Below are 22495 nucleotides of genomic sequence, written 5' to 3'. Positions count from 1 at the left end.
AAGAATTCTTCGACTCCAAAATTTTTTCAAAAATTTTTCCGCTCAGAATGACAGTACGGGGGCTATCATTCCTATGAAAGATGAAAACTACAAAATACAAATATAAAACCAAAAGAAAATCCAAAAGATTTTCTTCCATACTCACATAGGGGTCTCGGGGTTACCCCGAGTCGTTGGGAGGTAAGGGGGTTTTAAAGGGGGATAGGAACCGTACGAAACGGTTCCTTTTTCCCCCTTGGTGGAATAAAATTGAAATTCTATTAGAAATAAAAAGGTCGTAGGGCATAACCCTACAAAATAATTCAATAAGCTTTAGCGTGAACTTTCTGATAGAAAGTTCACGAGATCTTTCGACTACAAAATTCCTTCGGAATTTTTTCGCTCAAGATGACAGAGCAAGGATCTAACGTTTCGAGGGAAGAAAGAAGGGATTTTTCGACTCGCTCAGTATGACAGAGCGAGGGTGCTTCATTTCGTAGGTCGAAACCCTACAAATACACCCAGGAAAAGTTAAAGGAGAACCCCTCGGTTCTCCTTATAATTTCATGCTTAGTCCTACTTTTCCTGTATCTCTATCTATATTTATTATTTTCACTTCCACTATGTCTGATACTTCCACCACATCTGATGGATGTTTTATAAAGCTATGGGACATTTGTGAAATATGAACAAGTCCATCATTTTTTATTCCAATATCGACGAAGCAGCCAAAGTCAACTACATTTCGCACCGTTCCTTTTAATATCATCCCCTCTTCTAAGTCGTCTATTGAAAGTACGTCGGAGCGAAGGATTGGTTTTGGCATTTCGTCTCTCGGGTCTCTCCCTGGTTTTTTAAGTTCTTTTAAAATATCTGCCAATGTTGGAATTCCTATTCCAAGTTCTTTTGAAACTCTTGACACTTGCACTTTGTTAAGATCTCTTTCTAAAAGTTTTTCTGCGATTTCGTAGCTCTCTGGATGTACTGCCGTATTGTCCAAAATATTTTCTGACTCTGGAATTCTTAAAAATCCGGCACATTGTGTAAATGCTTTTGGTCCAAGACCCTTTACTTTATTAAGTTCCTTTCTATTTTTAAATGGACCATTTTCTTCTTTATATTGCACAATGTTTTTTGCAACTGATTTAGAAATTCCAGAAACGTAATTTAAAAGTGAAGGTGATGCGGTGTTCACATTTACTCCAACGGAGTTTACACAGTCTTCTACCACATTTGAAAGGGTTTCTTTTAATTCCTTTTGGTTTACATCGTGTTGGTATTGTCCAACTCCAAGATGTTCCGGATCTATCTTTACCAGTTCTGCCAGTGGATCTTGTATTCTTCTTGCAATTGAAATAGCCCCTCTTATGGTTACATCAAGGTCTGGAAACTCCTCTTGTCCAAGTTTTGACGCTGAATATATGGAAGCTCCTGCTTCGTTTACGATTGTATAAAACAAATCTTTTCTATTCATCTCTTCAATTAAACTTGATGCGAGGTTTTCTGTTTCCCTTGACGCAGTACCATTTCCTATTGCAATTAGATTTACTCCATGTTTCTCAATTAAATCTTTTAAAACTTTCTTTGACCCTGCAATGTCTTCTCTTGGTTTTGTAGGATAGATTGTAGTATAGTCTAACACCTTACCATGGCTTGAGATTACTGCAACTTTACATCCAGTTCTATAGCCTGGGTCAAGTCCTATTACAACAGATTCTTTAATTGGTGGTTGCATTAGGTATGGCTTTAGGTTCTTACCGAATACTTTTATGGACTCCCTATCCGCCTTTTCTTTTAGTTCGTTCTTAACTTCTGTTTCGATTGATGGAAGTAATAGTCTTTTATAGCCGTCAATCACAGCTTCTTCAATGTATTTATAGTAATCTTTGTCCCTAAGATAGGAATAGGTCTCTAATATCTTTTTAATATTGTACTCATCGTTTAGGTCAAACTTTAACTTTAGTACTCCCTCTTTTTCTCCTCTAAAAAGTGCAAGGATTCTGTGGGGTTTTAGATGTTTAAGTCTTTCTAAAAAGTTATAGTACATTTCATATGTTTTATTTTCGTCTTCGCCATTTTGTGTAGACTCTATTCCTCCACTTTCTTTGGCAGAGTGTCTAAGTATCTCTCTAAACTCGATGGACTCTGAAACAGTTTCTGCAATTATGTCCATTGCTCCATTTATCGCATCTTCTTCTGTTAGAACTTCTTTTTCTTCATCTATAAGCTCTTTTGAAAGCGTCTTGAAGTCTTCCTCGGTTGAGTTTTCATCCATCATTAGGTCTGATAGTGGCTCAAGTCCACGTTCACGTGCCTGTGTTGCTCTGGTTCTCTTTTTTTGTTTATATGGAAGATATAAATCTTCAACTTCCTTAAGTAATTCTGCAGCTTCAATCTTTTCTTTTAATTCTTCTGTAAGCTTGCCCTGTTCGTCAATGAGTCTTATTACATCTTCTTTTCTCTCATTTAGTGACCTTTGGTATTTCAAAAGTTCTTCCAGTTGACGAAGCTGTTCGTCTGATAAATTTCCCGTAACTTCTTTTCTATAACGGGATATAAATGGAATTGTATTTCCTTCATCAATAAGTTTTACCGTATCTTTTACTTGCTTTTCGGTAATATTTAATTCGTTTGCTATTTTTAAATCTATATTCAAAATCCACCTCATAAAAAAGAGCACCCTCGTGCTCTATTTATCTATTGCTTTCATCTTTAGATATTCGTCAATAAAATCGTCCAGTTCCCCGTCCATAACTGCCTGTATATTTCCGGTTTCATAATTGGTCCTATGATCTTTTACAAGGCAATATGGATTGAATACATAAGACCTTATTTGTGAACCCCATGCTATTTTATTGTACTTTCCTTGAATATCTTCAATTTTTTCTCTGTTTTCTTCTTCCTTTATTGCAATAAGTCTTGCCTTTAGCATATTCATTGCAGTTTCCCTATTTGTGATTTGACTTCTCTCCGACTGACATTGCACCGTAACTCCAGTTGGTATATGGGTTATTCTCACGGCAGAGTCGGTGGTGTTAACATGTTGACCACCTGCACCACTTGATCTGTAAGTGTCAATGCGAAGGTCGTTCATGTCGATTTCAATTTCATTGTGATTGTCAATGTCGGGATATACGTCCACTGATGCAAAGGAAGTATGTCTTTTTTTGTTTGAGTCAAATGGAGAAATTCTAACGAGTCTATGAACACCCTTTTCAGACTTTAAATAACCATAGGCATAGGTTCCCTTAACCATGATGGTTACAGATTTTATTCCACCTTCAGTGTCACGATTGTAGTCGAGAACTGTGTAGCTATATCCTTTTTCACTAATCCATCTGGTGTACATTCTAAGAAGCATCTCCGTCCAATCCTGTGCCTCTGTTCCACCAGCACCAGAGTTTATGGCAAATATGGCGTTGTTTTTGTCATACTCGCCACTTAACATGGTCTTGAGCTTTACCTTGTTCAGTTTCTTTCGAAGCCTTTGTATTCTCTGTTCAATTTCATTGTCATACTCTGGCGCCTCTTCTTCTCGAACAAGTTCAATTAGTGTCTTTAAGTCTTCAAGCTCATTATTTATATTGTCATATTCCCCAATGCTATCTTTTATATCTTTAATCTTAGAGAAAATCTCTTGGGCATTTTCACTATCGTCCCAAAAGTCTTCCTCCAAGGTTTTACTTTCTAAATCTTTTAGTTCCTTTCTAAGGGTGGGCAAGTCAAAGAGAGTCTCCGACTTCTTTTAAGTCATTGGACAAATCTTTTATCTCTTCATTTACAATATACGTGTCCATCTATTCATTCCTTCCACAACACTTTTTGTATTTCTTACCGCTTCCACATGGACATGGATCGTTTCTTCCAATCTTCTTACCCTTAACAACTGTTACTTGGTCTTCAGATGTTTTTGTTTCCTTAGCCACTTGTTTTCTCTCTATTTCTTCAACAGGTCTAACATTGAATAGTCCCTTTAATGTGTCCTCTTTGATTGAGTGGTTCATCTCTTCAAACATACCAAAGCCCTCTTCGTTATACGCTCTTACTGGGTCTTGTTGACCGTAGGACCTAAGTCCGATACCTTGACGAAGTTGATCCATTGCGTCGATGTGATCCATCCACTTTCTATCAACCACCATCAAAAGGATAACACGTTCTATCTCTCTAAATCTCTCTGAGCCAATTTCTGCTTCTTTATCGTTATAGGCTTTTTCAGCTCTTTCAGTGAGATAATTTTTAAGGTCCGTTCTCTTCCAACCACTCATGTCAGAGAAGTCAAGGTAGCCATCAGGCATAAATGCTGATTTTAAATATAGAATAAGTCCTTCCATATCCCAGTCTTCAGGTTTGTCTCCACCTTGAGTGAAGTTATCTACAGCAAGGGAGATTATCTCATGCAACATTTCAAGAATGTAATCCTTCATGTTTTCCCCTTGAAGAACTCTCTCTCTTTCCCCATAGATTATTTTTCTTTGAACATTCATAACATCGTCGTATTGAAGAACGTGTTTACGAATACCAAAGTTATTAACTTCAACTTTCTTTTGCGCTCTTTCAATTGCCTTTGTTACTGGTTTGAACTCTAATGGTTCGTCTTCAGGGAAGTCTCCTCTTTCAGCAAATTTTTGAATTGTTTCCCCACCGAAAAGTCTCATTAGATTATCTTCAAGAGACACAAAGAATCTTGAACTACCAGGGTCTCCTTGTCTTCCAGAACGACCTCTAAGCTGATTGTCTACACGTCTTGACTCATGTCTTTCAGTACCTAAGATGTAAAGTCCTCCTACTTCAAGTACCTTTTTTGCATTTTCATCGGTTTGTTTTTTATATTTTTCATAAAGATTGTGATATACATTTTTTGCCGCTTTTATTTCCTCGTCATCTGTTTCCACAAAGGAATCTAAAGCTTCAAGCACATAGTCTGCATAGCCTTGCTTTTTCATATCGTGCTTAGCCATAAAGTCTGGGTTACCCCCAAGAATAATATCCGTACCACGACCTGCCATGTTTGTTGCAATGGTAACTTTACCAAAAGTACCAGCTTGTGCTACAATTTCTGCCTCTCTCTCATGTTGCTTAGCATTAAGAACATCATGAGGGATGCCTTCTTTTTTAAGAAGTTTTGAGATTATTTCAGAAACTTCAATTGATGCAGTACCTACAAGTATAGGTTGTCCTGTTTCATGAACCCTCTTAACCTCATCAACTATGGCTCTATATTTTGCATCTGTATTTATATATACTCTGTCGTGGTTATCTTCTCTTATTACAGGTTTGTTTGTAGGAATTTCCACAACGTCCATATTGTAAATTTCAGAAAACTCATCTTCTTCAGTCTTTGCAGTACCGGTCATACCTGAAAGTTTGTTATACATTCTGAAATAGTTTTGGAATGTAATTGTTGCAAGGGTTTTGGATTCAGATTGAACTGCAACCCCTTCCTTTGCTTCAATGGCTTGGTGAAGACCATCAGAATATCTTCTACCTTCCATAATACGACCTGTGAACTCATCAACTATTAAAACTTCGCCGTCTTTAAGCACATAGTCAATGTCGTTTTTCATTGTATGATGTGCTTTTAAAGCTTGGTTTATGTGGTGAGCTGTCTCCATGTTTGAAACGTCAGATAGGTTTTCAAGTCCAAAATACTTTTCTGCCTTTGCAGTCCCCTTTTCAGTAAGGGATGCAGTTTTCTTCTTTTCGTCAACTACAAAGTCGACTTTTTCTTCCTTTATTTCTTTATCGAAAATATCTTGTTTTTCTTCGTTAGGATCAATTATTCTACCAGTAAGGGTTCGTACAAATCTGTCCGCTCTAACATACATATCAGTAGACTCATCACCCATACCAGAAATTATAAGTGGAGTTCTCGCTTCGTCTATAAGAATAGAGTCAACCTCGTCCACTATTGCATAGTTTAAATCTCTTTGAACTTGATCTTCTTTGTATATAACCATGTTGTCTCTAAGGTAGTCAAAACCAAATTGGTTATTAGTACCATAAGTGATATCACAGTTATAATTTTTCTTTCTTTCATCGTTATCAAGCCCATGGATTATACATCCAACAGATAGTCCCAAAAATTCATGAACCTTTCCCATCCACTCCATATCACGCTTAGCAAGATAGTCGTTTACAGTTACGATGTGAACGCCATCGCCGGTAAGGGCATTTAAATAAGCTGGTAATGTTGCAACAAGTGTTTTACCTTCACCTGTCTTCATTTCCGCAATTCTACCTTGGTGAAGGATGACACCACCAATTAGCTGTACCCTATATTGTTTCATACCTAAAACTCTAAAGGACGCTTCCCTTACAACTGCGAAAGCTTCAACTAAAAGGTCATCTAATGTAGCACCCTTTTCCAATCTATCTTTAAATTCAACTGTTTTGTTTTTTAACTCTTCATCACTGAGTTTTTGCATTTCTTCATCAAGGGCTTCAATCTTATCTATTATAGGTTCAATTTTTTTAACCTCTTTTTTAGAGCCCATTGAGAATAAGTTTTTAAATAGTTCCATATTACACCTCATTATCCACGGTTAATTTTAACACATTTATCCTCTATTATTCAAATAAACTTTGAAATTTACACATTTAAATAAAAAAGACCCCACCTTTGTGAAATCTTTTAAATTTATTTAAATCTAAGACAAAAAGCTATTTCAAAATTTGTTTATAATTTCACTACCCTTTATTATATAATGAAAGTCAATAATTTCATAGCTATATGCTTGAAAAAAACAATAATAGATGTATTTACTCCTTTATTATATTATAATGATAATAGGAGGTAGATAAATGAAATTTTTAGAATCACATTCCAACGACCCATACTATAATTTGAGCTTTGAAGAATATATCTTTAAAAATTTGCCGTTGGATAAAGAAGAGTATGTATATCTTTGGATTAACGATCCATCAATAATCATAGGTAGAAACCAAAACGCATATGCAGAAATAAACGAAGACTATGTTAATGAACATAATCTAAAGGTCTGCAGAAGAATCACTGGAGGGGGTGCAGTTTACCACGACCTTGGAAACTTAAACTTTTCCTTCGTAACAAAGACAAAAGGCCATGAAAGAATTGACTTCAAACAATACTATATCCCTATTGTAAACGCATTAAAAGCAATTGGTATAGACGCGGAGCTTTCAGGTAGAAACGATATAACAATTGACGGAAAAAAATGTATCGGATCAAGCCAGTCAGTTTATAACCATAGAGTTCTTTCAAACGGTTGTATCCTTTTCAATGTTCAATTAGAAGAACTTGCAAAGGCACTTAACGTAAGAAAAGAAAAACTTGCATCAAAGGGAGTTAAATCCGTAAAGGCAAGAGTTACAAATATAGCTCCATACCTTGAAGATAAAAGCCTTTCAACAGAAGATTTCAAAGCAATATTGCTAAAGGAAATCTTCAAACAATTCGATCAAGAACCAGAAGAATATGTTCTTTCAGAAGAAGAGCTTCAAGGAGTAAAAGAAATCTATGATTCAAGATTTTCCATTCCTGCTTGGAATTACGGTAAAAAACCAGTTGGAGAAGTAGCTCAATACAAAAAATTCCCAGCAGGATTTGTAGAACTTGCCTACGACCTTGACAACGGTAAAATTAAAAATCTTCATATAAATGGAGACTTTTTCGGCAAGGAAGATGTTGAAGAAATTAGAGAAAAGATCGAAGGAGTAGACTACAAAAAATCAAAGGTAAAAGAAATCTTAGAAGGTTTCAACTTAGAAGACTACTTCGGAAATATCAGCGCTGAAGAAATCGCAGATTTATTTTTCCAATAATCTAAAAAGTAAGAGGTTAGAAATTATTCAATTAAATTACTAACCTCTTCCTTCTATTTTTTATTTTATTTCAATTTTGAAAACTCCATCTTTCACTGATAAAATTTCAACTTTGACATGAAACTTTGACAACTTTTCAGTATATCCCACTATATTTTCTACTTTTTCATTGCCATTTTTATCAAAATATCTTAAATCCACAGTACCTTCTTGAAAATTTTCTGGCGGATCTGATTTTATTTTTAACTTCCCCCTTGGCTTAATCTCTCCAACTTTTTCCCAGCTATCTTCACTGCTATATTTTATTTCAAAATTTTCTATGCTCTCTTCGGTTTTATTATAGAAAGTTATAGTAGATGTGTTATCTCTTTTAAAATAAAAAATTGCTGAAAGCACAATCACTATTCCAATTATTAAAGTAATTATTCTTTTCATTTTTACCTCCTAAATTTGAATTAATTATATATTTTCACTATCACATTGACAACTGTCGATTTGAGATTTATAATAAATGTATCGATAGTTATCAATGTGAGGTGTAATAATGAAAGAAAAGCAATTACTTTTAATTTTTAAATGTCTCTCTGATTCAAATAGACTAAATATTTTAAACTACCTTGGAGATGGAGAGCTATGTGCATGTGAATTATTAGAATATTTAAACATATCTCAATCAACCCTGTCCTATCATATGAAGATTATGCTTGAGTGTGGCTTGGTTAAGGTTAGACAGGTTGGCAAATGGTCCTACTATAGGATAAATAAAGATGTTTTTGAAGATTTCAAATCTTATGTGAATAATTTAAAATTCTCGAATAAAAGAAGAAGCGAATGTTAGAGGTGAAAATAATGAACAAAGATAAGAATAAAAAAACTTTGGATGAAAGTGAAATAAGAAAATCCGTTAGAGATTTTTATACCGATATCGCAACTGGAAAGAAAAAGACAAATGTAGATTCAAATGAACTTAATAAGGCGCTTGGTTATTCAAAAGAGCAGCTGGATTCAGTACCAGAAGAAGCGAATATGGGTCTTGGCTGTGGTAATCCACATGAAAAAGCAAAACCAGTCCTTGGTGAAACTGTACTTGACCTTGGATGTGGTAAAGGCTTTGATGTTTTCATCGCTGCAAAAGCTGTTGGTGAAAATGGTTATGTAATAGGCGTTGACTCAAGTATTGATATGGTTGAAAAGGCAAGATATATTGGTACGAAAAGAAAATTTAATAATGTAAACTTTCGCCTTGGAGAAATAGAATACCTTCCTGTAGCAGACAATAGTTTGGATATTGTTATTTCAAATTGTGTTATAAATCTGTCCACTCAAAAGCAACAGGTCTATAACGAAATCCATAGAGTTCTTAAAAAGGGAGGACGAATTGGAATTTCTGATATAACTCAAGCAAAGCCACTCCCTCAGTCAGTATTAGACAATCCTAAGATGTATGGAACATGAGTTGCAGGCTCAGTAACCTTGGACAGGTTAATAGAAATTCTCAAAAATGCAGGATTTGTAAACATAGATATTGATACAAAAGATGTTACTGATGAATACGCTGCAAAGTGGGGAATTACAGAAGTTAATTTGAAAGACTATATAAGAAGTTCAACAATAACGGCGTTTAAATAGGGGTGGAAAGTTTTAAAACTTTCCATGAAAAATCAACCAAGGGTGAAAAGGAACCGTTTCGTACGGTTCCTATCCCCCTTGGGAACCCCCTTTACCTCCCAACGACTTGGGGATATCCCCAAGACCCCTTTTATAAAGTAGTAGGAAAGCTAAGGCTTTCCTTACTGTGCCTATCGGCACTATTAGTGGAAGTGCTACACTCCCGTCATGACATCTTAAGCGAAAAAAATCAAAAGAATTTTGCAGTCGAAATACTCCTGCCTTACAACATATTGTTAAAAAATTCAAAGTATCTTACTAAATAATATCCTGCTCCTGCTGAAAGTAAGTTTGCTATAAAGGAATATAACATAGGCATGGCAGGTTTTTTATTTTCTGGTAAGTTTTGATTAAGTCTTCTCTTGTAAATAACTCCTTCAATTATAAACACCGCTATTTCACATGGTATGAATATTATAAAAAATGCAAGAAAGCCATAAAAATACAATATCAAGCTTATAGCTAAGTTTAGTAAAATCTGAGTAAGTACATTTGTCTTTATTATTAGCTCTGTCTGATACTTTGTTGGTCTAAACATTGCCAAAGCTACTAAATATTCTATGATTATCGTTAAGACAAGTCTTAGTAAGAAACTTTTTATCTCTTTATTTATTTCCCTGTACTTTGTCACTTCTATTTCATTGTCAAAATAATATACTTCATCTTTTAAATCCAAATCATTATAATTCAGTTTAAAATTTGAATTAAAGGCATAGCGACTATATGGTTTTGATATTAGTACAAGATTTTCATCTGGAAAGTAAAGTGCGATTTTAAAATTTTCCGGTGGATAATAGGACCATGAATATGTGCCATTACCTTTAAGCAAATCTAAGTTTCCTAAAAAATAATATCCATCCCTATCTTCTATGGATTTGAATTTATTAAATCCATCTTCTAAATAATCTTCATGATTTTGCAGTTCAGTATCTTTCGAAAACGGTCCTGTTGATTCTTCCTTCGAAAGTAGGGTTATGTATACTTCTTGATCTTTTTTTAAATTATTTACTTTAATATTAACAGATGGTTTTGGTCCCATATCCGCCATAGCAGTATTTGGCATGAATATTAGAAGCAATAAAATAATTAAAACTGATAAACTTTTTTTATTTTTCATAGTATTATCTCCTTTTACTAATTCTATCACCTTTTAAGATTAAAAGCTAAATAAGCCTTGTCCACACTTTCCTTAAAAAAGCACCGATAAGTTCATTTACATCTTTATATCTCTGTACATTTTTGCCTAAAAGAGATAAATTCAAATTGAAAAAGGACCTTGTTTCCAAGATCCTTTTGTTCTTATTTGTTTCGTTTTGCTTCTAAGTCTCTTTTTATAAGCTCATCTAGAACAAGTTCATAGCCTTCCGCTCCATAGTTTAGACTTCTGTTTACTCTACTGATAGTAGCTGTTGAAGCTCCCGTTTCTTTTTCTATTTCATTATAGGTTTTTCTGATTTTTAGAAGTTTTGCAACTTCAAGTCTTTGTGTTATTGAATGAAGCTCTCTTACTGTACATACGTCTTCAAAGAATTTATAACATTCTTCTCTATTTTTAAGCATCATTACCGCATCAAAGAAATCATCTATTTGTTTGCTCTTAAGCCTAGACTCGCTACTCAAAATATCACTCCTTAGAATAATCCAACAATCTCGCCAGTTTCTAATACGTCGATGTTGTTAGCTGCAGGAACTTTAGGTAGTCCTGGCATTGTCATTATATCTCCTGTTAGAGCAACTATAAAACCTGCTCCTCTTGAAATTCTTAAATCTCTAACTGTTATGTGGAAATCTGATGGTGCTGCTAAAAGTTTAGGATCATCTGAGAATGAATATTGTGTCTTAGCCATACATACTGGATAATGATCAAGTCCAAGTTCTGATATTTCTTTTAATTTTTTCTTAGCTTTTGAAGTGAATTCAACTCCATTTCCACCGTATATATCAGTTGTTATCTTTTCTATCTTTTGTTCAATAGTCATATCTTCTTCATATAAGAAGTGGAAGTTATTTTCGTTTTCGTCAATCTTCTTTACTACTGCCTTAGCAAGGTCTTCTGCACCTTCTCCACCTTTTGCCCAAACTTCTGCAAGAATTGCTTCTGTACCTGATTCTTCTGTTAATTTATCAAGTAATTCTAATTCTTTTTCTGTATCTGTTGGGAAACGGTTAATTGCTACTACACATGGAATACCAAACTTGTGCATATTTTGAATATGTCTTTCCAAGTTTGCAAATCCTTTTTCAAGTGCTTCAAGGTTTTCTTCACCTAATTTATCTTTTTCACATCCACCGTGATGTTTTAATGCTCTTACTGTTGCTACGATAACTGTACAGTCTGGAGTGATTCCACCAAGACGACATTTAATGTCAAAGAATTTTTCTGCTCCTAAGTCTCCACCAAATCCTGCTTCTGTTACTGTGTAGTCTGCTAACTTCATAGCAAGTTTTGTTGCAACTACTGAGTTACATCCATGGGCAATGTTTGCGAATGGTCCACCATGAAGAATTGCTGGTGTATTTTCAAGAGTTTGTACAAGGTTAGGGTTTATAGCATCTTTCATTATTAATGCTACAGCTCCTTGAGCCTTGATATCCTTAGCATAAACTGGTTTCTTATCATAAGTGTATGCTATTAAGATATTTCCAACTCTTTCTTTTAAGTCTTCAAGACTTGTACTCAAGCATAGTATAGCCATGATTTCTGAAGCTACTGTTATATCAAAACCATCTTCTCTTGGTACTCCATTTGGTCTACCACCAAGTCCAACAACTATATTTCTTAGTGCTCTATCGTTCATATCAAGAACTCTTTTCCAAAGGATTCTTCTTGGGTCTATTCCAAGTTCGTTTCCTTGTTGCATATGGTTATCTAATAGTGCAGAGATTAGATTATTTGCTGTTGTAATAGCATGGAAATCTCCTGTAAAGTGCATATTGATGTCTTCCATTGGAACTACTTGTGCATATCCACCACCTGCTGCTCCACCTTTTATACCAAAGCTTGGTCCAAGTGAAGGTTCTCTTAGTGCTGAGATGGCTGACTTACCAATTCTGTTAAGTCCCATTGAAAGTCCTACGTTTACTGTTGTCTTTCCTTCTCCTGCTGGTGTTGGGTTTATAGCAGTTACAAGGATTAGTTTTCCGTCTTCTTTATCCTTATATTTTTCTAAAAGTCCTAAGTCTAATTTTGCTTTGTAGTTTCCATAAAGGTAAAGATCTTTTTCTTCAAGACCGAGACGCTTTCCAATTTCAACTATAGGTTCCATCTTAGCTTCTTGAGCTATTTGTACATCTGTTTTCATCAATAAATAACCTCCTATATGATTTGTTTTTTAGTATTAAGAACTTTAGTAAAATTTACTAAAAGCTATTCTTAATTTATTTACCCGATAATATAGACTTTAATCAGTTTGTAGATTAAAGTCTCGCACTTTAATTTGTTAAAAAAATAGGTTTAATATCTACATACTTATTATACTTGAAAAAGCAAGTTTTACAAAATAAAGAATTAATTTTTATTTTTCTTAGATTTGTATCTAAGTTCTGAGTTTAATATCTTCTTTCTGATTCTAAGACTCACAGGTGTTACTTCTATAAGCTCATCTTCTTCAATAAACTCTAATAATTCTTCAAGACTTAATATTCTTGGAGGAGAAAGTCTTAAAGCTTCATCTGCTGCAGATGACCTAATGTTAGTTTGTGCCTTCTTCTTACAAACATTAACTTCTATATCAAGTCCTTTCGGGTTTTCTCCTACAACCATACCCTCATATACATCTTCTCCAGGTTTTACAAAAAGAACTCCTCTTTCCTGAGCTGCATTTAAACCATAGGCAGATGTTACTCCTGTTTCAAAGCTTATAAGAGAACCTGTAGGTCTTCCTGGTATTTCACCCTTCTTTTTTGCATACTCTTTAAGTTCCGAATTTATTACTCCTGTGCCTTTGGTTGTGGAAATAAATTCTTGTCTATATCCTATTAGACCTCTCGTTGGTATGTCAAAAACAAGTCTTGTGTATCCACCTTTTGAAGGCTTCATATCAATTAATTCTCCTTTTCTCATACCAAGCTTTTCTATAATAGAACCTACGTATTCTTCGTCTACATCTATCGTAACTCTTTCAATTGGTTCTAAGGTAACTCCATCTTCTTCTCTGTAAAGAACTTGTGGTTTTGAAACTTGAAATTCAAATCCTTCTCTTCTTAAGTTTTCAATAAGCACAGATAGATGAAGTTCTCCTCTACCGCTGACTCTAAAAGCGTCTGTTGAGTCAGTTTCTTCAACCCTCAAACTAACATCTGTTTCAAGTTCTTTAAAAAGTCTATTTCTAATTTGTCTACTTGTAACAAATTTTCCTTCTCGCCCAGCAAATGGACTGTCATTTACTAAAAAGTTCATTGCAAGGGTTGGTTCTGAAATTTTTGTAAACGCTATTGGGTCTCCATGTTCAAGATCGCAGATTGTGTCTCCTATGTTTATTCCTTCAACTCCTGTAACTGCAATGATATTACCTGCTGTTGAAGACTCTACTTCGACTCTGTTTAACCCCTGGAATTCATATATCTTTGTAATGGTTACCTTCTTGTCAACAGACTTGTCGTAATAATTTAAAATATGAACTCTATCATTTACTTTAATAGTACCAGAGTCAATTTTACCAATACCAATTCTTCCAACATAATCATTGTAATCAGTTGTTGAAATCATAAGTCTAAATGGTTCAGAAACATCTCCCTTAGGTTCTGGAATGTACTCAATAATCTTATCCAAAAGATATGACATATCACCATCGTCATTTCCATCATATTCTTCACGGGCAAAACCATGTCTTGCAGATGCATATACTATAGGTGAATCTAAATATTCTTCTCCTGCATCAAGCTGAATAAACAAATCCAATATTTCATCTACAACTTCTTCTGGTCTTGCTTCAGGTCTATCTATCTTATTGATACATACTATTGCAGGTAAATTTAATTCGAATGCCTTTTTTAGTACAAATTTAGTTTGTGGCATTGGACCTTCAAATGCATCTACAACAAGTACAACTCCGTCCGCCATACTTAGCACACGTTCAACTTCGCCCCCGAAGTCCGCATGACCTGGTGTGTCGATAATATTTATCTTATAATCTTTGTAATCTACAGCGGTATTCTTTGAAAGGATAGTTATTCCTCTTTCTTTTTCAATATCATTGCTGTCCATAATTCTCTCTTGAACAGTTTGATTTTCTCTGAAAACACCGCCAGTTTTCAATAGTCCGTCTACTAAAGTTGTCTTACCATGATCAACATGGGCTATTATTGCAACATTTCTTATATTTTTTTTATTTGCCATTAAAACACTTCCTTACTTTATCCTTTGAAATTATACCATAAAGAAGAACAAAATAAATAGCTGTGGGCTAATTCTATACTTGTAGCTCCACAACTACTTCGTTTTTATTATATATTATTCTATCTGCAATGTGTTCCACTATAAAAAGTCCCCTACCATTCGTCTTTGTAAAGTCTGTACAACTATAGCTGTGCCTTTTCACGCCTTTGCCTTGATCCTTTACCTTTATAGTTACCTTATTGTCAGATAACACAGCATATAAACGAATAAGTTTATTGAAGTCTTCCATATTGCCATGTCTAACTCCATTTACCATAAGCTCTGTAACTATAAGTCTCAAATCGTAGAGTGTTTTTTCATCTTGTAAATAATTGCTTATATCTCCCATAAAACGCATGGTCATATCATTGATATTCTCCATGGTCCCCTTTGCAGTTTCATCAAATCTGTACATATATTACCACCTACTTAATAATTACCCAATTAGTTTTTAAAATAACACAATGGAAAAAATTTTCAATTCTATTTTTAATACTTTTAAATTCACAAAAAATATTCAAAGGTTGTTTAAAAGAATAAGTTTGGGTATAAATATATTGACTATAAAAAAATAGGGGGTGTCTTAGATGAAAAGATATGTATGTCAACCATGTGGTCATATTTATGATCCTGCAGAAGGAGATGTAGATAACGGAATAGAACCAGGTACAGCTTTTGAAGATCTTCCAGAAGATTGGGTTTGCCCTATCTGTGGTGCAAGTAAAGATCAATTTGAACCTGAAGAATAAAAGACAAAGAGAGGATGTTTCCTCTCTTTTTTAATTTCTGATTTTTATATAATTTTGTTTTTCTTAGATAACTGACGTTATATGTGAATTGAATTTTTTGTATATGTCATCTTAAAATAAAATCCACATAAAAAAAGCTCTATAAAGAGCTTTTGAATATGGCACCCCCAACCGGACTCGAACCAGTGAATCTCCCTTAGGAGGGGAGTATTATATCCTGCTTAATTATGGGGGCTAATATATATTTAGCAGACTTTTTGTTCTCAGACGAATATCTCTACCGAGTCTTTTAAGTCTAACTGAAAAACTCGCTTTGTTGTAATCTTGTCTAACAACTAAGTCAACATCATATACTTTACCATTATTACCAGTAATATTCAATACCCCAACCTTGTCTCCTGCTTTGAAAGGTCCGCTTTCTGTAATTTGATACTTCTGTCCAACAATAAAGTTGTTATTTTTATCGTAAACGGCCTTTTGATCTGTCTCTGGGTAGATGTCTATATATCCCTTATCAATTGAGTTTACATATATCTTTTGGTAAACTTTTTCATTATCTATAATCGGCCCATTAACGTAGTTTCTGGAAATATAATCTACGATCTCTCCAACTATTTTCTGTCTATCCTGTGGGCTCCCCGCACCCATTATAACTGCTAAAAATCTTTCATTTTTTAATGTTTCGTTCTTTAGTGGTCTGAATGTGGATATTACACAATATTTTGCAAGGTCTGTGGTTCCAGTTTTAAGTCCGTCAACTCCCGGTTCTATACCAACAAGTGGAATTGTTGTTGGTTTATCTATCTTGTATTTTGTATTTACATATCTTGTCATTGATGAAAGTTCAATAATTTCAGGATAGGTATCAAGAACATACTTTGACATCTTATAAACATCTCTTACTGTCATTGAATTTTCGTTATCTCCTTCTGGAAGTCCTGTTGAGTTTATAAAATTCGCTTTTTCAAGTCCAATTTCCTTTGCCTTTTCATTCATAAGATTTGTAAAACTCTTTTCATCCCCTGAAACTCTAACTGCCAATGTATATGCAGCGTCATTTCCTGAAACTACAATAAGTCCTTCAAGTAAATCATTTACAGTTACTTCCATACCTTCCTGTAAATGCATTGAAGAACCTGGTACTTGAGCCATGTCTTTTGTGATTTTTACAACATCGGATACTTTTAGTTCTCCTGTTGAAATCTTTTCTTTTACTATAATATATGTCATAAGCTTTGTAATACTTGCAATGTAAACTTCTTCGTCCATATTGTTTCCACTTATAAAGCTATCTGTATCATAATCTAAAATCATATAGCCCTTGGTTCTTGGACCAAAGTGAAGTGGAGACTCTGCAAATGCAACTTGTGGGACAAGTAACATAAAAGCTAAGACTAATGATAAAACCCTCTTTTTCATATTTCCTCCCAATTTCAATATATTATATTATATCATAAAGGGAGCAAAAGCAAAGAAAATAGCCCTTATCAAAGGACTATTTTTTAATTATTTTTCTATTTTTTTACAATTTCCCATATACTCTACTAAAACTTCTGGAATTGTTACAGAACCATCTTCATTTTGATAGTTTTCTAAAATGGCTGCAAAAGTTCTTCCAATTGCAAGGCCTGATCCATTAAGGGTGTGAAGGTATTGAACCTTTTTGTTTTCATCTCTATATTTTATATTTGCACGTCTTGCTTGGAAATCTAAAAAGTTTGAGCATGAAGAAATCTCTACAAATCTTCCATAACTTGGCATCCACACTTCCACATCGTAGGTCATGGTTGAACTAAATCCTAAGTCCCCTGTACATAACTTTACAACTCTATATGGAATTTTTAAAAGTCTTAAAACTTCTTCTGCGTTGTCAGTTAATTTTTCAAGTTCATCAAAAGAGTCTTCTGGCTTTACAAACTTAACCATTTCAACCTTGTCAAATTGGTGGTTACGAATAAGACCTCTGGTGTCCCTTCCTGCAGATCCAGCTTCTGCTCTAAAGCATGGGGTGTATGCAGTGTAATAAATTGGTAATTCTTCTCCATCAACAATCTCATCAGCGAGTAAATTTGTTACAGGTACTTCTGCAGTTGGAGCTAAATACATATCCTTTTGTGGTACATAGAACATGTCCTCTTCAAACTTAGGAAGTTGTCCAGTTCCAAACATTGACTTTCTGTTGATAAGTGCAGGAACCCAAACTTCTTTATAACCTTGTTTATCAACATGAAGATCTATCATAAAGTTTAACAATGCTCTTTCAAGTTTTGCACCCATTCCCTTAAAAACAGAAAATCTGCTTCCTGAAATCTTTGATCCAGCTTCAAAATCTAAAATATCTAAATCTGTTCCAATGTCCCAGTGAGCTTTAGGTTCAAAATCAAATTTAGTTGGTTCACCCCAAGTTCTCATCTCTTCATTTTCAGTATCATCGCTTCCAATAGGAACTGATTCATGTGGTGTGTTTGGAATTGAAAGAAGAAGTTCTTTTATTTTTTCATCAAGATCATTAACATCTTCATCCATTTCCTTAATTTTATTAGAAAGTTCCTTCATTTGAGCAAATATTTCAGTAGTATCTTTGCCTTCTTTTTTCATCATAGGAACTTGTTTAGAAATTCGATTTTGTTCTGCCTTTTTGCTTTCAACATCAGCTATGATTTCCCTTCTCTTTTCATCAAGAAGTATTACCTTTTCAATTGGAAAGTCTCCTCTTCTTGTAGAAAGAGCCTTAATAACTTCATCTTTGTTATTTCTAATCCTCTTAATATCTAACATAACTCCTCCTCAAATAAACTATTTTTTTAATATTGCGTATAAAAAAATCTCGTTCCACCAAGGGACGAGATTACCCGCGTTGCCACCCTAATTACAAAAGTCTCTTAATTTGGCTTGACTCCAAGACGGATTCAATAGTTCAGCATATGACTTTGCACCAACCAGTCATTCTCTAAAAAGCATTCCTACCTACTACTTCTTTTCAACATCAATATTTATTTACTTTAGTATATCATAGCCATGAAGAAGAATCAAGAAAAAATAATTTTTAAAAGAATTTAAAAAATATCTTCTCATAGATTCAAAATTTATTTTTAAAAGGACAAAAGATAGTAACATTCAAAAATTTCCTATCTCTCGTCCTTCAATGTAAATAAATTTAACTTTATTTAAACCTAATAGAACAGCTATAAGTTTTAAACCAAAAGTATTATAAAAACTTTTCTAACTATTCTATTGCCTTTAAAGCTTCTACCATATCGACCTTTTTAAGTTTATTATGGATTACAAACATTACTATTACTGCAAATATCAATGTTATTATCCCTGAAAGTAAAAAGTTTGACACTCTAAGCTGTGGATCTAACATTGCACTGTCTGGAATAAGCCTTTCTATTATGATTAGGTGCATCAAGTAGCCTATAAAATATCCAAGCAAAATCCCCAGTATCGTTAGAAGCAGTGTTTCTCTGTAGATATATGCAGTTACCTCCTTGTCATAGAAGCCTAAAACTTTTATTGTAGAAAGTTCTCTCAGTCTTTCTGACACATTTATATTGGTTAAGTTATATAACACTACAAATGCAAGTATGCAGGCGAAGGTTATAATAACGAACACTACCATATCGAGAGAACCTATCAGGGCATCAAAAATATCGGAGTGCTTTTCAATATTTATTATTGATACAACGGATTTGTTGTCGCTGATTTGCCTTAATAGGTCATTTGTATTACCGTCCTTATCTTTTTGAAGTATTATTAAATCCGCATTGGTTTCATAATTTTCTCCAAAGATCTTTTCATAATAATCCCTTGGCATATACATATTGTGACCTGCATAAAGCTCAGATATTCCTCCAATCTTTAGCTTGTAATGTTTATTCTTTTCAGTCTTCACATCTATTTGGTCGCCAATGTTTATATCGTATAGCTTTGCAAGCTTTTCGTTTATTACAACAGAATCTTTTTTTAAATTTACAGTGTTTTTGGTCTTTCTATTTCTAAGCTTTATAAAATCCTTTAAGTCCGTTGTGTTTTCTGGGACTATTAGGGTTATCTGTTGATCTGGTCCCTTTTTTGATTCACAAGCAAGGTTATCAATATATATTGACTTTGAATTTTTTATCTTCTTAGTGTCTTTTAATAGTTCTTTGTATTCTTTAAAGGCATTTGGACTCAAGTCTTCGTTGTAAACTGCAATTGTATCATACTTATATATTTCACTATATTGTTTTTCAAGAACTGAAGACAGTGAATCTCTTATACCAAATCCCATAAATATAAGCCCAGTACAACCAGATATTCCTATTACCGTCATAAGCATTCTCCTCTTATAACGGAAAAGATTTCTCATTGTAACCTTTTGCATGAATGAAAGTCTCTTCCAAATGAATCCGAATCTTTCAAGAAGAATTCTCACCCCTGACTTTGGAGGTTTTGGTCTAAGAAGTGACGCAGCATTCTCTCTAAGTGAGTTTGTTGTTACGATTACTCCAGCAAATGTGGTACATAGTACACCTATTGCAATTGAAAGAATTGAATATTTTAAGTTGTATGGAATGTTTCCACTTTCAAAGACATAGTGTGACGCATAGGCAGAAAATATAATTGGTGATATTAACTTATGCCCTAAAATAACGCCGAGTATGGACCCTACAATAGATGCAATTCCACCGTAAATAAAATATTTTTTTATTATGCTTATATTGCTATATCCCAGTGCCTTTAAAGTCCCAATTTGAATTCTCTGTTCTTCAACCATCCTGGTCATTGTAGTAAGTGAAACCAAAATTGCAATAAAGAAGAAGAACACCGGAAATACATTACTTATTATTTCAAGACGGCTGGCTTCGTCAAAGAAGTTGTAAAGAATAGCATCGCTATCTCTACTCACTACACTAAACTGTGGTTCCAGAAGTATTTTTAAAAATCTTCTTGCATCATCAAGTTTAGTCTGTGCCTTTGCAATTTCTTCTTCTGCCTCTTTCTCCTTGTCATCCAACTCTTTTTCGTTGTCCCTAATCTCTTTTTCTGAAGACTGTAATTTTTTTAAAGCCTCGTCAAGTTGTGCCTGTCCTTCAGCTTTTCCTTTTTCATAAAGAGCCAGGTTGTCATTCAAAATTTTTTCTGATGATTTGAATTTGGCTTCTCCATCATCAAATTTCTTTTTTTCTTTTTCCCATTTAGTTAAATTGTCTTCGTATTCCTTTAATCCCTTTTGAAACTCCGCCTCTTTCTCTTCCAAAGTCCTCTTTCCCTTAGAAAGGGAGTCCTTTGCAGATTGAAGTTTTGTTCTCTCCTGTTTTAATTGTTCAAGCCCAGCTAAAGCCTGTGACTTTTTAGACTTTAATTCCTCAATTTTTGCCTGTCCCCCATTAATCATTGAAATGGCAGATTCAAGTTGTGAAATTCCTTGATTAACTTGGGTAAGTTTTGCTTCAAGAGGTGGTAGTTGTGACTCCAAGTCATTTTTTTGAAAAATCAATTTCTCCTTTTGTTGCTTAAGAGCTTCTATCTGCGCCTTAACTGCTTCATCTGGGTTTTGTGGATCAAGATTTCCCTCAAGTGCTTTTATCTGAGTGTCTATATCAGCTATACCTTGAGATACTTGTGCTATCCCCGCTTTTAAACTGTTAATTCCCGCTTCAAGTTCTGACTTAGCCTGTCTTGCTTGGTCAAGCTGTGACTGTAACTGTGGAAGTTTATTTTTCCCTTCCTCAATTTGTAAAATTGCACTATCTATTTGTGAAATACCATTTTTTATTTCATTTTCTTTGTTGTCTATTTCACTAAAGCCATTTTCAACCTTTTTTACATTTGAATCGTATTCAGCCTTTGCCTTATCAAGTTCTGCCTTTCCTTTATCTATTTCTTCCTTTGCTTTGTCAAGTTTCTTTTTAGCGTCTTCAATCTCTTTTTTTCCCTTTGTAAGCTTAGGCTTTTCACTATTTAATTTTGCCTTTGCATCATCAAGTTGTTTTTTATTTTCAACCAAGGCATTTTCGTATTTATCCTTTTGCTTTTCATATGTTTCATAGCCATCTCTAACCTTATTTGAAGCATCATTTAATTTATCTCTGCCTTCTTTAATCTTGTCCCTTGCTTCTTGTATCTCTTTTTCTCCATCTTGAATCTTGTCCGTTATTTCAGATCTCTGATTTTCATAAATTTCTGTTCTTCTTCCTATAAGAAGATTTTCAATGTCAGAACGTGATTCTTTTAAAAGGTTACTATAACTTTCACTTTCAAAACTTCTCTCAGGAACATCTTTTAAAATTATATCTACAGATGCAAATTTATCGCCTGTGAAATTACTTTTTAGAATAAAACCAACTTCTTCAACGGTTCCTACACCAAGGTCTGTTGATCCTAAGTCTACAGTATCAACATACTTTGGACTCTTGGCAAATCCACAGACTTTATATTTATAATTCTTTAAGGCATATTCTTTATCTTCCTCATCCTCAAAGCCATAGGGATTTCTATCTTCTTTTTTTAAATTTATAATATCTCCAATCTTATATTTTTCCTTTGAGTTTACATTTAATAAAATCTCATCATCTTTTGTTGGAAGATTTCCTTCAACTAAGATTGGCTTTGATATTTTTTCATTTAAAGAAGAAATCTTTATAACTTTTTTGCCATTATAGAAGTCCTTTTGAAAGACCTTCTCATAGTCTTTGGTGTTTTTATATCCTGTGATGATATCCAAGTCCTCTTTGTCCATTTCAAGGCTTGACTTTACAACTATATCAGCAGCATTAGAGTCATCTAAAAATTTATCACCTCGCCCTATCATTATGGGCCCTGTAACTTTTAGTCCTACAAATACTAAAACTCCAATTGTAACCATAATTAAAATCGATAAAAAACGTCCCTTAGACTCCTTAACCTCTTTTAATATATCTTTATTTATCGCTTTCAT

17 protein-coding genes and 1 tRNA gene are annotated in these 22495 nt (G+C 34.0%); 5 read left to right on the top strand and 13 right to left on the bottom strand.

What is annotated here, in order from left to right:
- Positions 1-535: 535 nt before the first annotated feature.
- From BN2746_RS04765 to secA, 3 genes are all read right to left on the bottom strand, one after another.
- Positions 536-2635 (bottom strand): Tex family protein, encoded by a 2100-nt coding sequence (locus BN2746_RS04765; RefSeq protein ID WP_055078693.1) that lies wholly within the window; start codon positions 2633-2635, stop codon positions 536-538.
- A gap of 33 nt (positions 2636-2668) precedes the next feature.
- A protein-coding gene (gene prfB, locus BN2746_RS04760; protein WP_148445370.1) for a peptide chain release factor 2 occupies positions 2669-3776 on the bottom strand; the annotation gives its coding sequence in 2 pieces (ribosomal slippage) (positions 2669-3703 and positions 3705-3776; 1107 coding nt in all).
- Positions 3777-6500 carry a preprotein translocase subunit SecA gene (gene secA, locus BN2746_RS04755; RefSeq protein WP_055078692.1) on the bottom strand — a complete coding sequence of 908 codons (2724 nt, stop codon included), beginning with the start codon at positions 6498-6500 and terminating at the stop codon, positions 3777-3779. It lies immediately after the preceding gene.
- 280 nt (positions 6501-6780) lie between these two features.
- Between secA and BN2746_RS04750 the strand changes: the two genes are divergently transcribed.
- The gene (locus BN2746_RS04750) at positions 6781-7779 is read left to right on the top strand and encodes a lipoate--protein ligase (protein WP_055078691.1); all 999 of its coding nucleotides are present in this window, start codon (positions 6781-6783) and stop codon (positions 7777-7779) included.
- Positions 7780-7839: 60 nt separating this feature from the next.
- Here BN2746_RS04750 and BN2746_RS04745 read toward each other — a convergent pair whose 3' ends face one another.
- Entirely contained in the window at positions 7840-8214 is a 375-nt protein-coding gene (locus BN2746_RS04745; protein WP_055078690.1) for a hypothetical protein, read from the bottom strand.
- A 109-nt stretch (positions 8215-8323) separates the two neighbouring features.
- Here BN2746_RS04745 and BN2746_RS04740 point away from each other — a divergent pair, with 109 nt between their 5' ends.
- Genes BN2746_RS04740 through BN2746_RS09005 form a run of 3 tightly spaced genes read left to right on the top strand, consistent with a single transcriptional unit; the run spans position 8324 to position 9408 of the window.
- Entirely contained in the window at positions 8324-8617 is a 294-nt protein-coding gene (locus tag BN2746_RS04740; RefSeq protein ID WP_055078689.1) for an ArsR/SmtB family transcription factor, read from the top strand.
- An 11-nt stretch (positions 8618-8628) separates the two neighbouring features.
- Positions 8629-9234, top strand: coding sequence for a methyltransferase domain-containing protein (locus BN2746_RS04735; protein WP_055078688.1), 606 nt, complete (start codon positions 8629-8631; stop codon positions 9232-9234).
- A gap of 18 nt (positions 9235-9252) precedes the next feature.
- The gene (locus BN2746_RS09005; protein ID WP_148445367.1) at positions 9253-9408 is read left to right on the top strand and encodes a methyltransferase; all 156 of its coding nucleotides are present in this window, start codon (positions 9253-9255) and stop codon (positions 9406-9408) included.
- Positions 9409-9670: 262 nt separating this feature from the next.
- On the opposite strand, the gene BN2746_RS04725 is transcribed toward BN2746_RS09005, so the two are convergent.
- From BN2746_RS04725 to BN2746_RS04705, 5 genes are all read right to left on the bottom strand, one after another.
- Positions 9671-10564 (bottom strand): hypothetical protein, encoded by an 894-nt coding sequence (locus BN2746_RS04725; protein ID WP_055078686.1) that lies wholly within the window; start codon positions 10562-10564, stop codon positions 9671-9673.
- Between the two features lie 182 nt (positions 10565-10746).
- Positions 10747-11067: a YerC/YecD family TrpR-related protein gene (locus BN2746_RS04720; protein WP_077064931.1), complete on the bottom strand. Its 321-nt coding sequence runs from the start codon at positions 11065-11067 to the stop codon at positions 10747-10749.
- A gap of 11 nt (positions 11068-11078) precedes the next feature.
- Positions 11079-12749 (bottom strand): formate--tetrahydrofolate ligase, encoded by a 1671-nt coding sequence (locus tag BN2746_RS04715; RefSeq protein WP_055078685.1) that lies wholly within the window; start codon positions 12747-12749, stop codon positions 11079-11081.
- A 206-nt stretch (positions 12750-12955) separates the two neighbouring features.
- On the bottom strand, positions 12956-14785 hold the full coding sequence (typA, locus tag BN2746_RS04710; RefSeq protein WP_055078684.1) for a translational GTPase TypA: 1830 nt from the start codon (positions 14783-14785) through the stop codon (positions 12956-12958).
- A 73-nt stretch (positions 14786-14858) separates the two neighbouring features.
- Entirely contained in the window at positions 14859-15239 is a 381-nt protein-coding gene (locus tag BN2746_RS04705) for an ATP-binding protein (RefSeq protein ID WP_055078683.1), read from the bottom strand.
- A 172-nt stretch (positions 15240-15411) separates the two neighbouring features.
- On the opposite strand from BN2746_RS04705, the gene rd reads away from it, so the two are divergent.
- Entirely contained in the window at positions 15412-15573 is a 162-nt protein-coding gene (rd, locus tag BN2746_RS08850) for a rubredoxin (RefSeq protein ID WP_077064930.1), read from the top strand.
- A 159-nt stretch (positions 15574-15732) separates the two neighbouring features.
- Here rd and BN2746_RS04700 read toward each other — a convergent pair.
- The 4 genes from BN2746_RS04700 to BN2746_RS04685 form a co-directional block, all read right to left on the bottom strand.
- Positions 15733-15808, bottom strand: a tRNA-Arg gene (locus BN2746_RS04700).
- Complete coding sequence (locus tag BN2746_RS04695) at positions 15808-16992, bottom strand: D-alanyl-D-alanine carboxypeptidase family protein (protein ID WP_055078682.1); 1185 nt, start codon at positions 16990-16992, stop codon at positions 15808-15810. The genes BN2746_RS04700 and BN2746_RS04695 overlap by 1 nt, the downstream gene beginning before the upstream one ends.
- Positions 16993-17079: 87 nt before the next feature.
- Positions 17080-18351 (bottom strand): serine--tRNA ligase, encoded by a 1272-nt coding sequence (serS, locus tag BN2746_RS04690; RefSeq protein WP_055078681.1) that lies wholly within the window; start codon positions 18349-18351, stop codon positions 17080-17082.
- Between the two features lie 448 nt (positions 18352-18799).
- Positions 18800-22495 (bottom strand): FtsX-like permease family protein, encoded by a 3696-nt coding sequence (locus BN2746_RS04685; protein ID WP_055078680.1) that lies wholly within the window; start codon positions 22493-22495, stop codon positions 18800-18802.

The sequence above is a fragment of the Lagierella massiliensis genome, from assembly GCF_001407835.1.
GTDB classification, from domain to species: domain Bacteria; phylum Bacillota; class Clostridia; order Tissierellales; family Peptoniphilaceae; genus Mediannikoviicoccus; species Mediannikoviicoccus massiliensis.
This window is presented reverse-complemented; position numbering and strand designations above follow the sequence as displayed.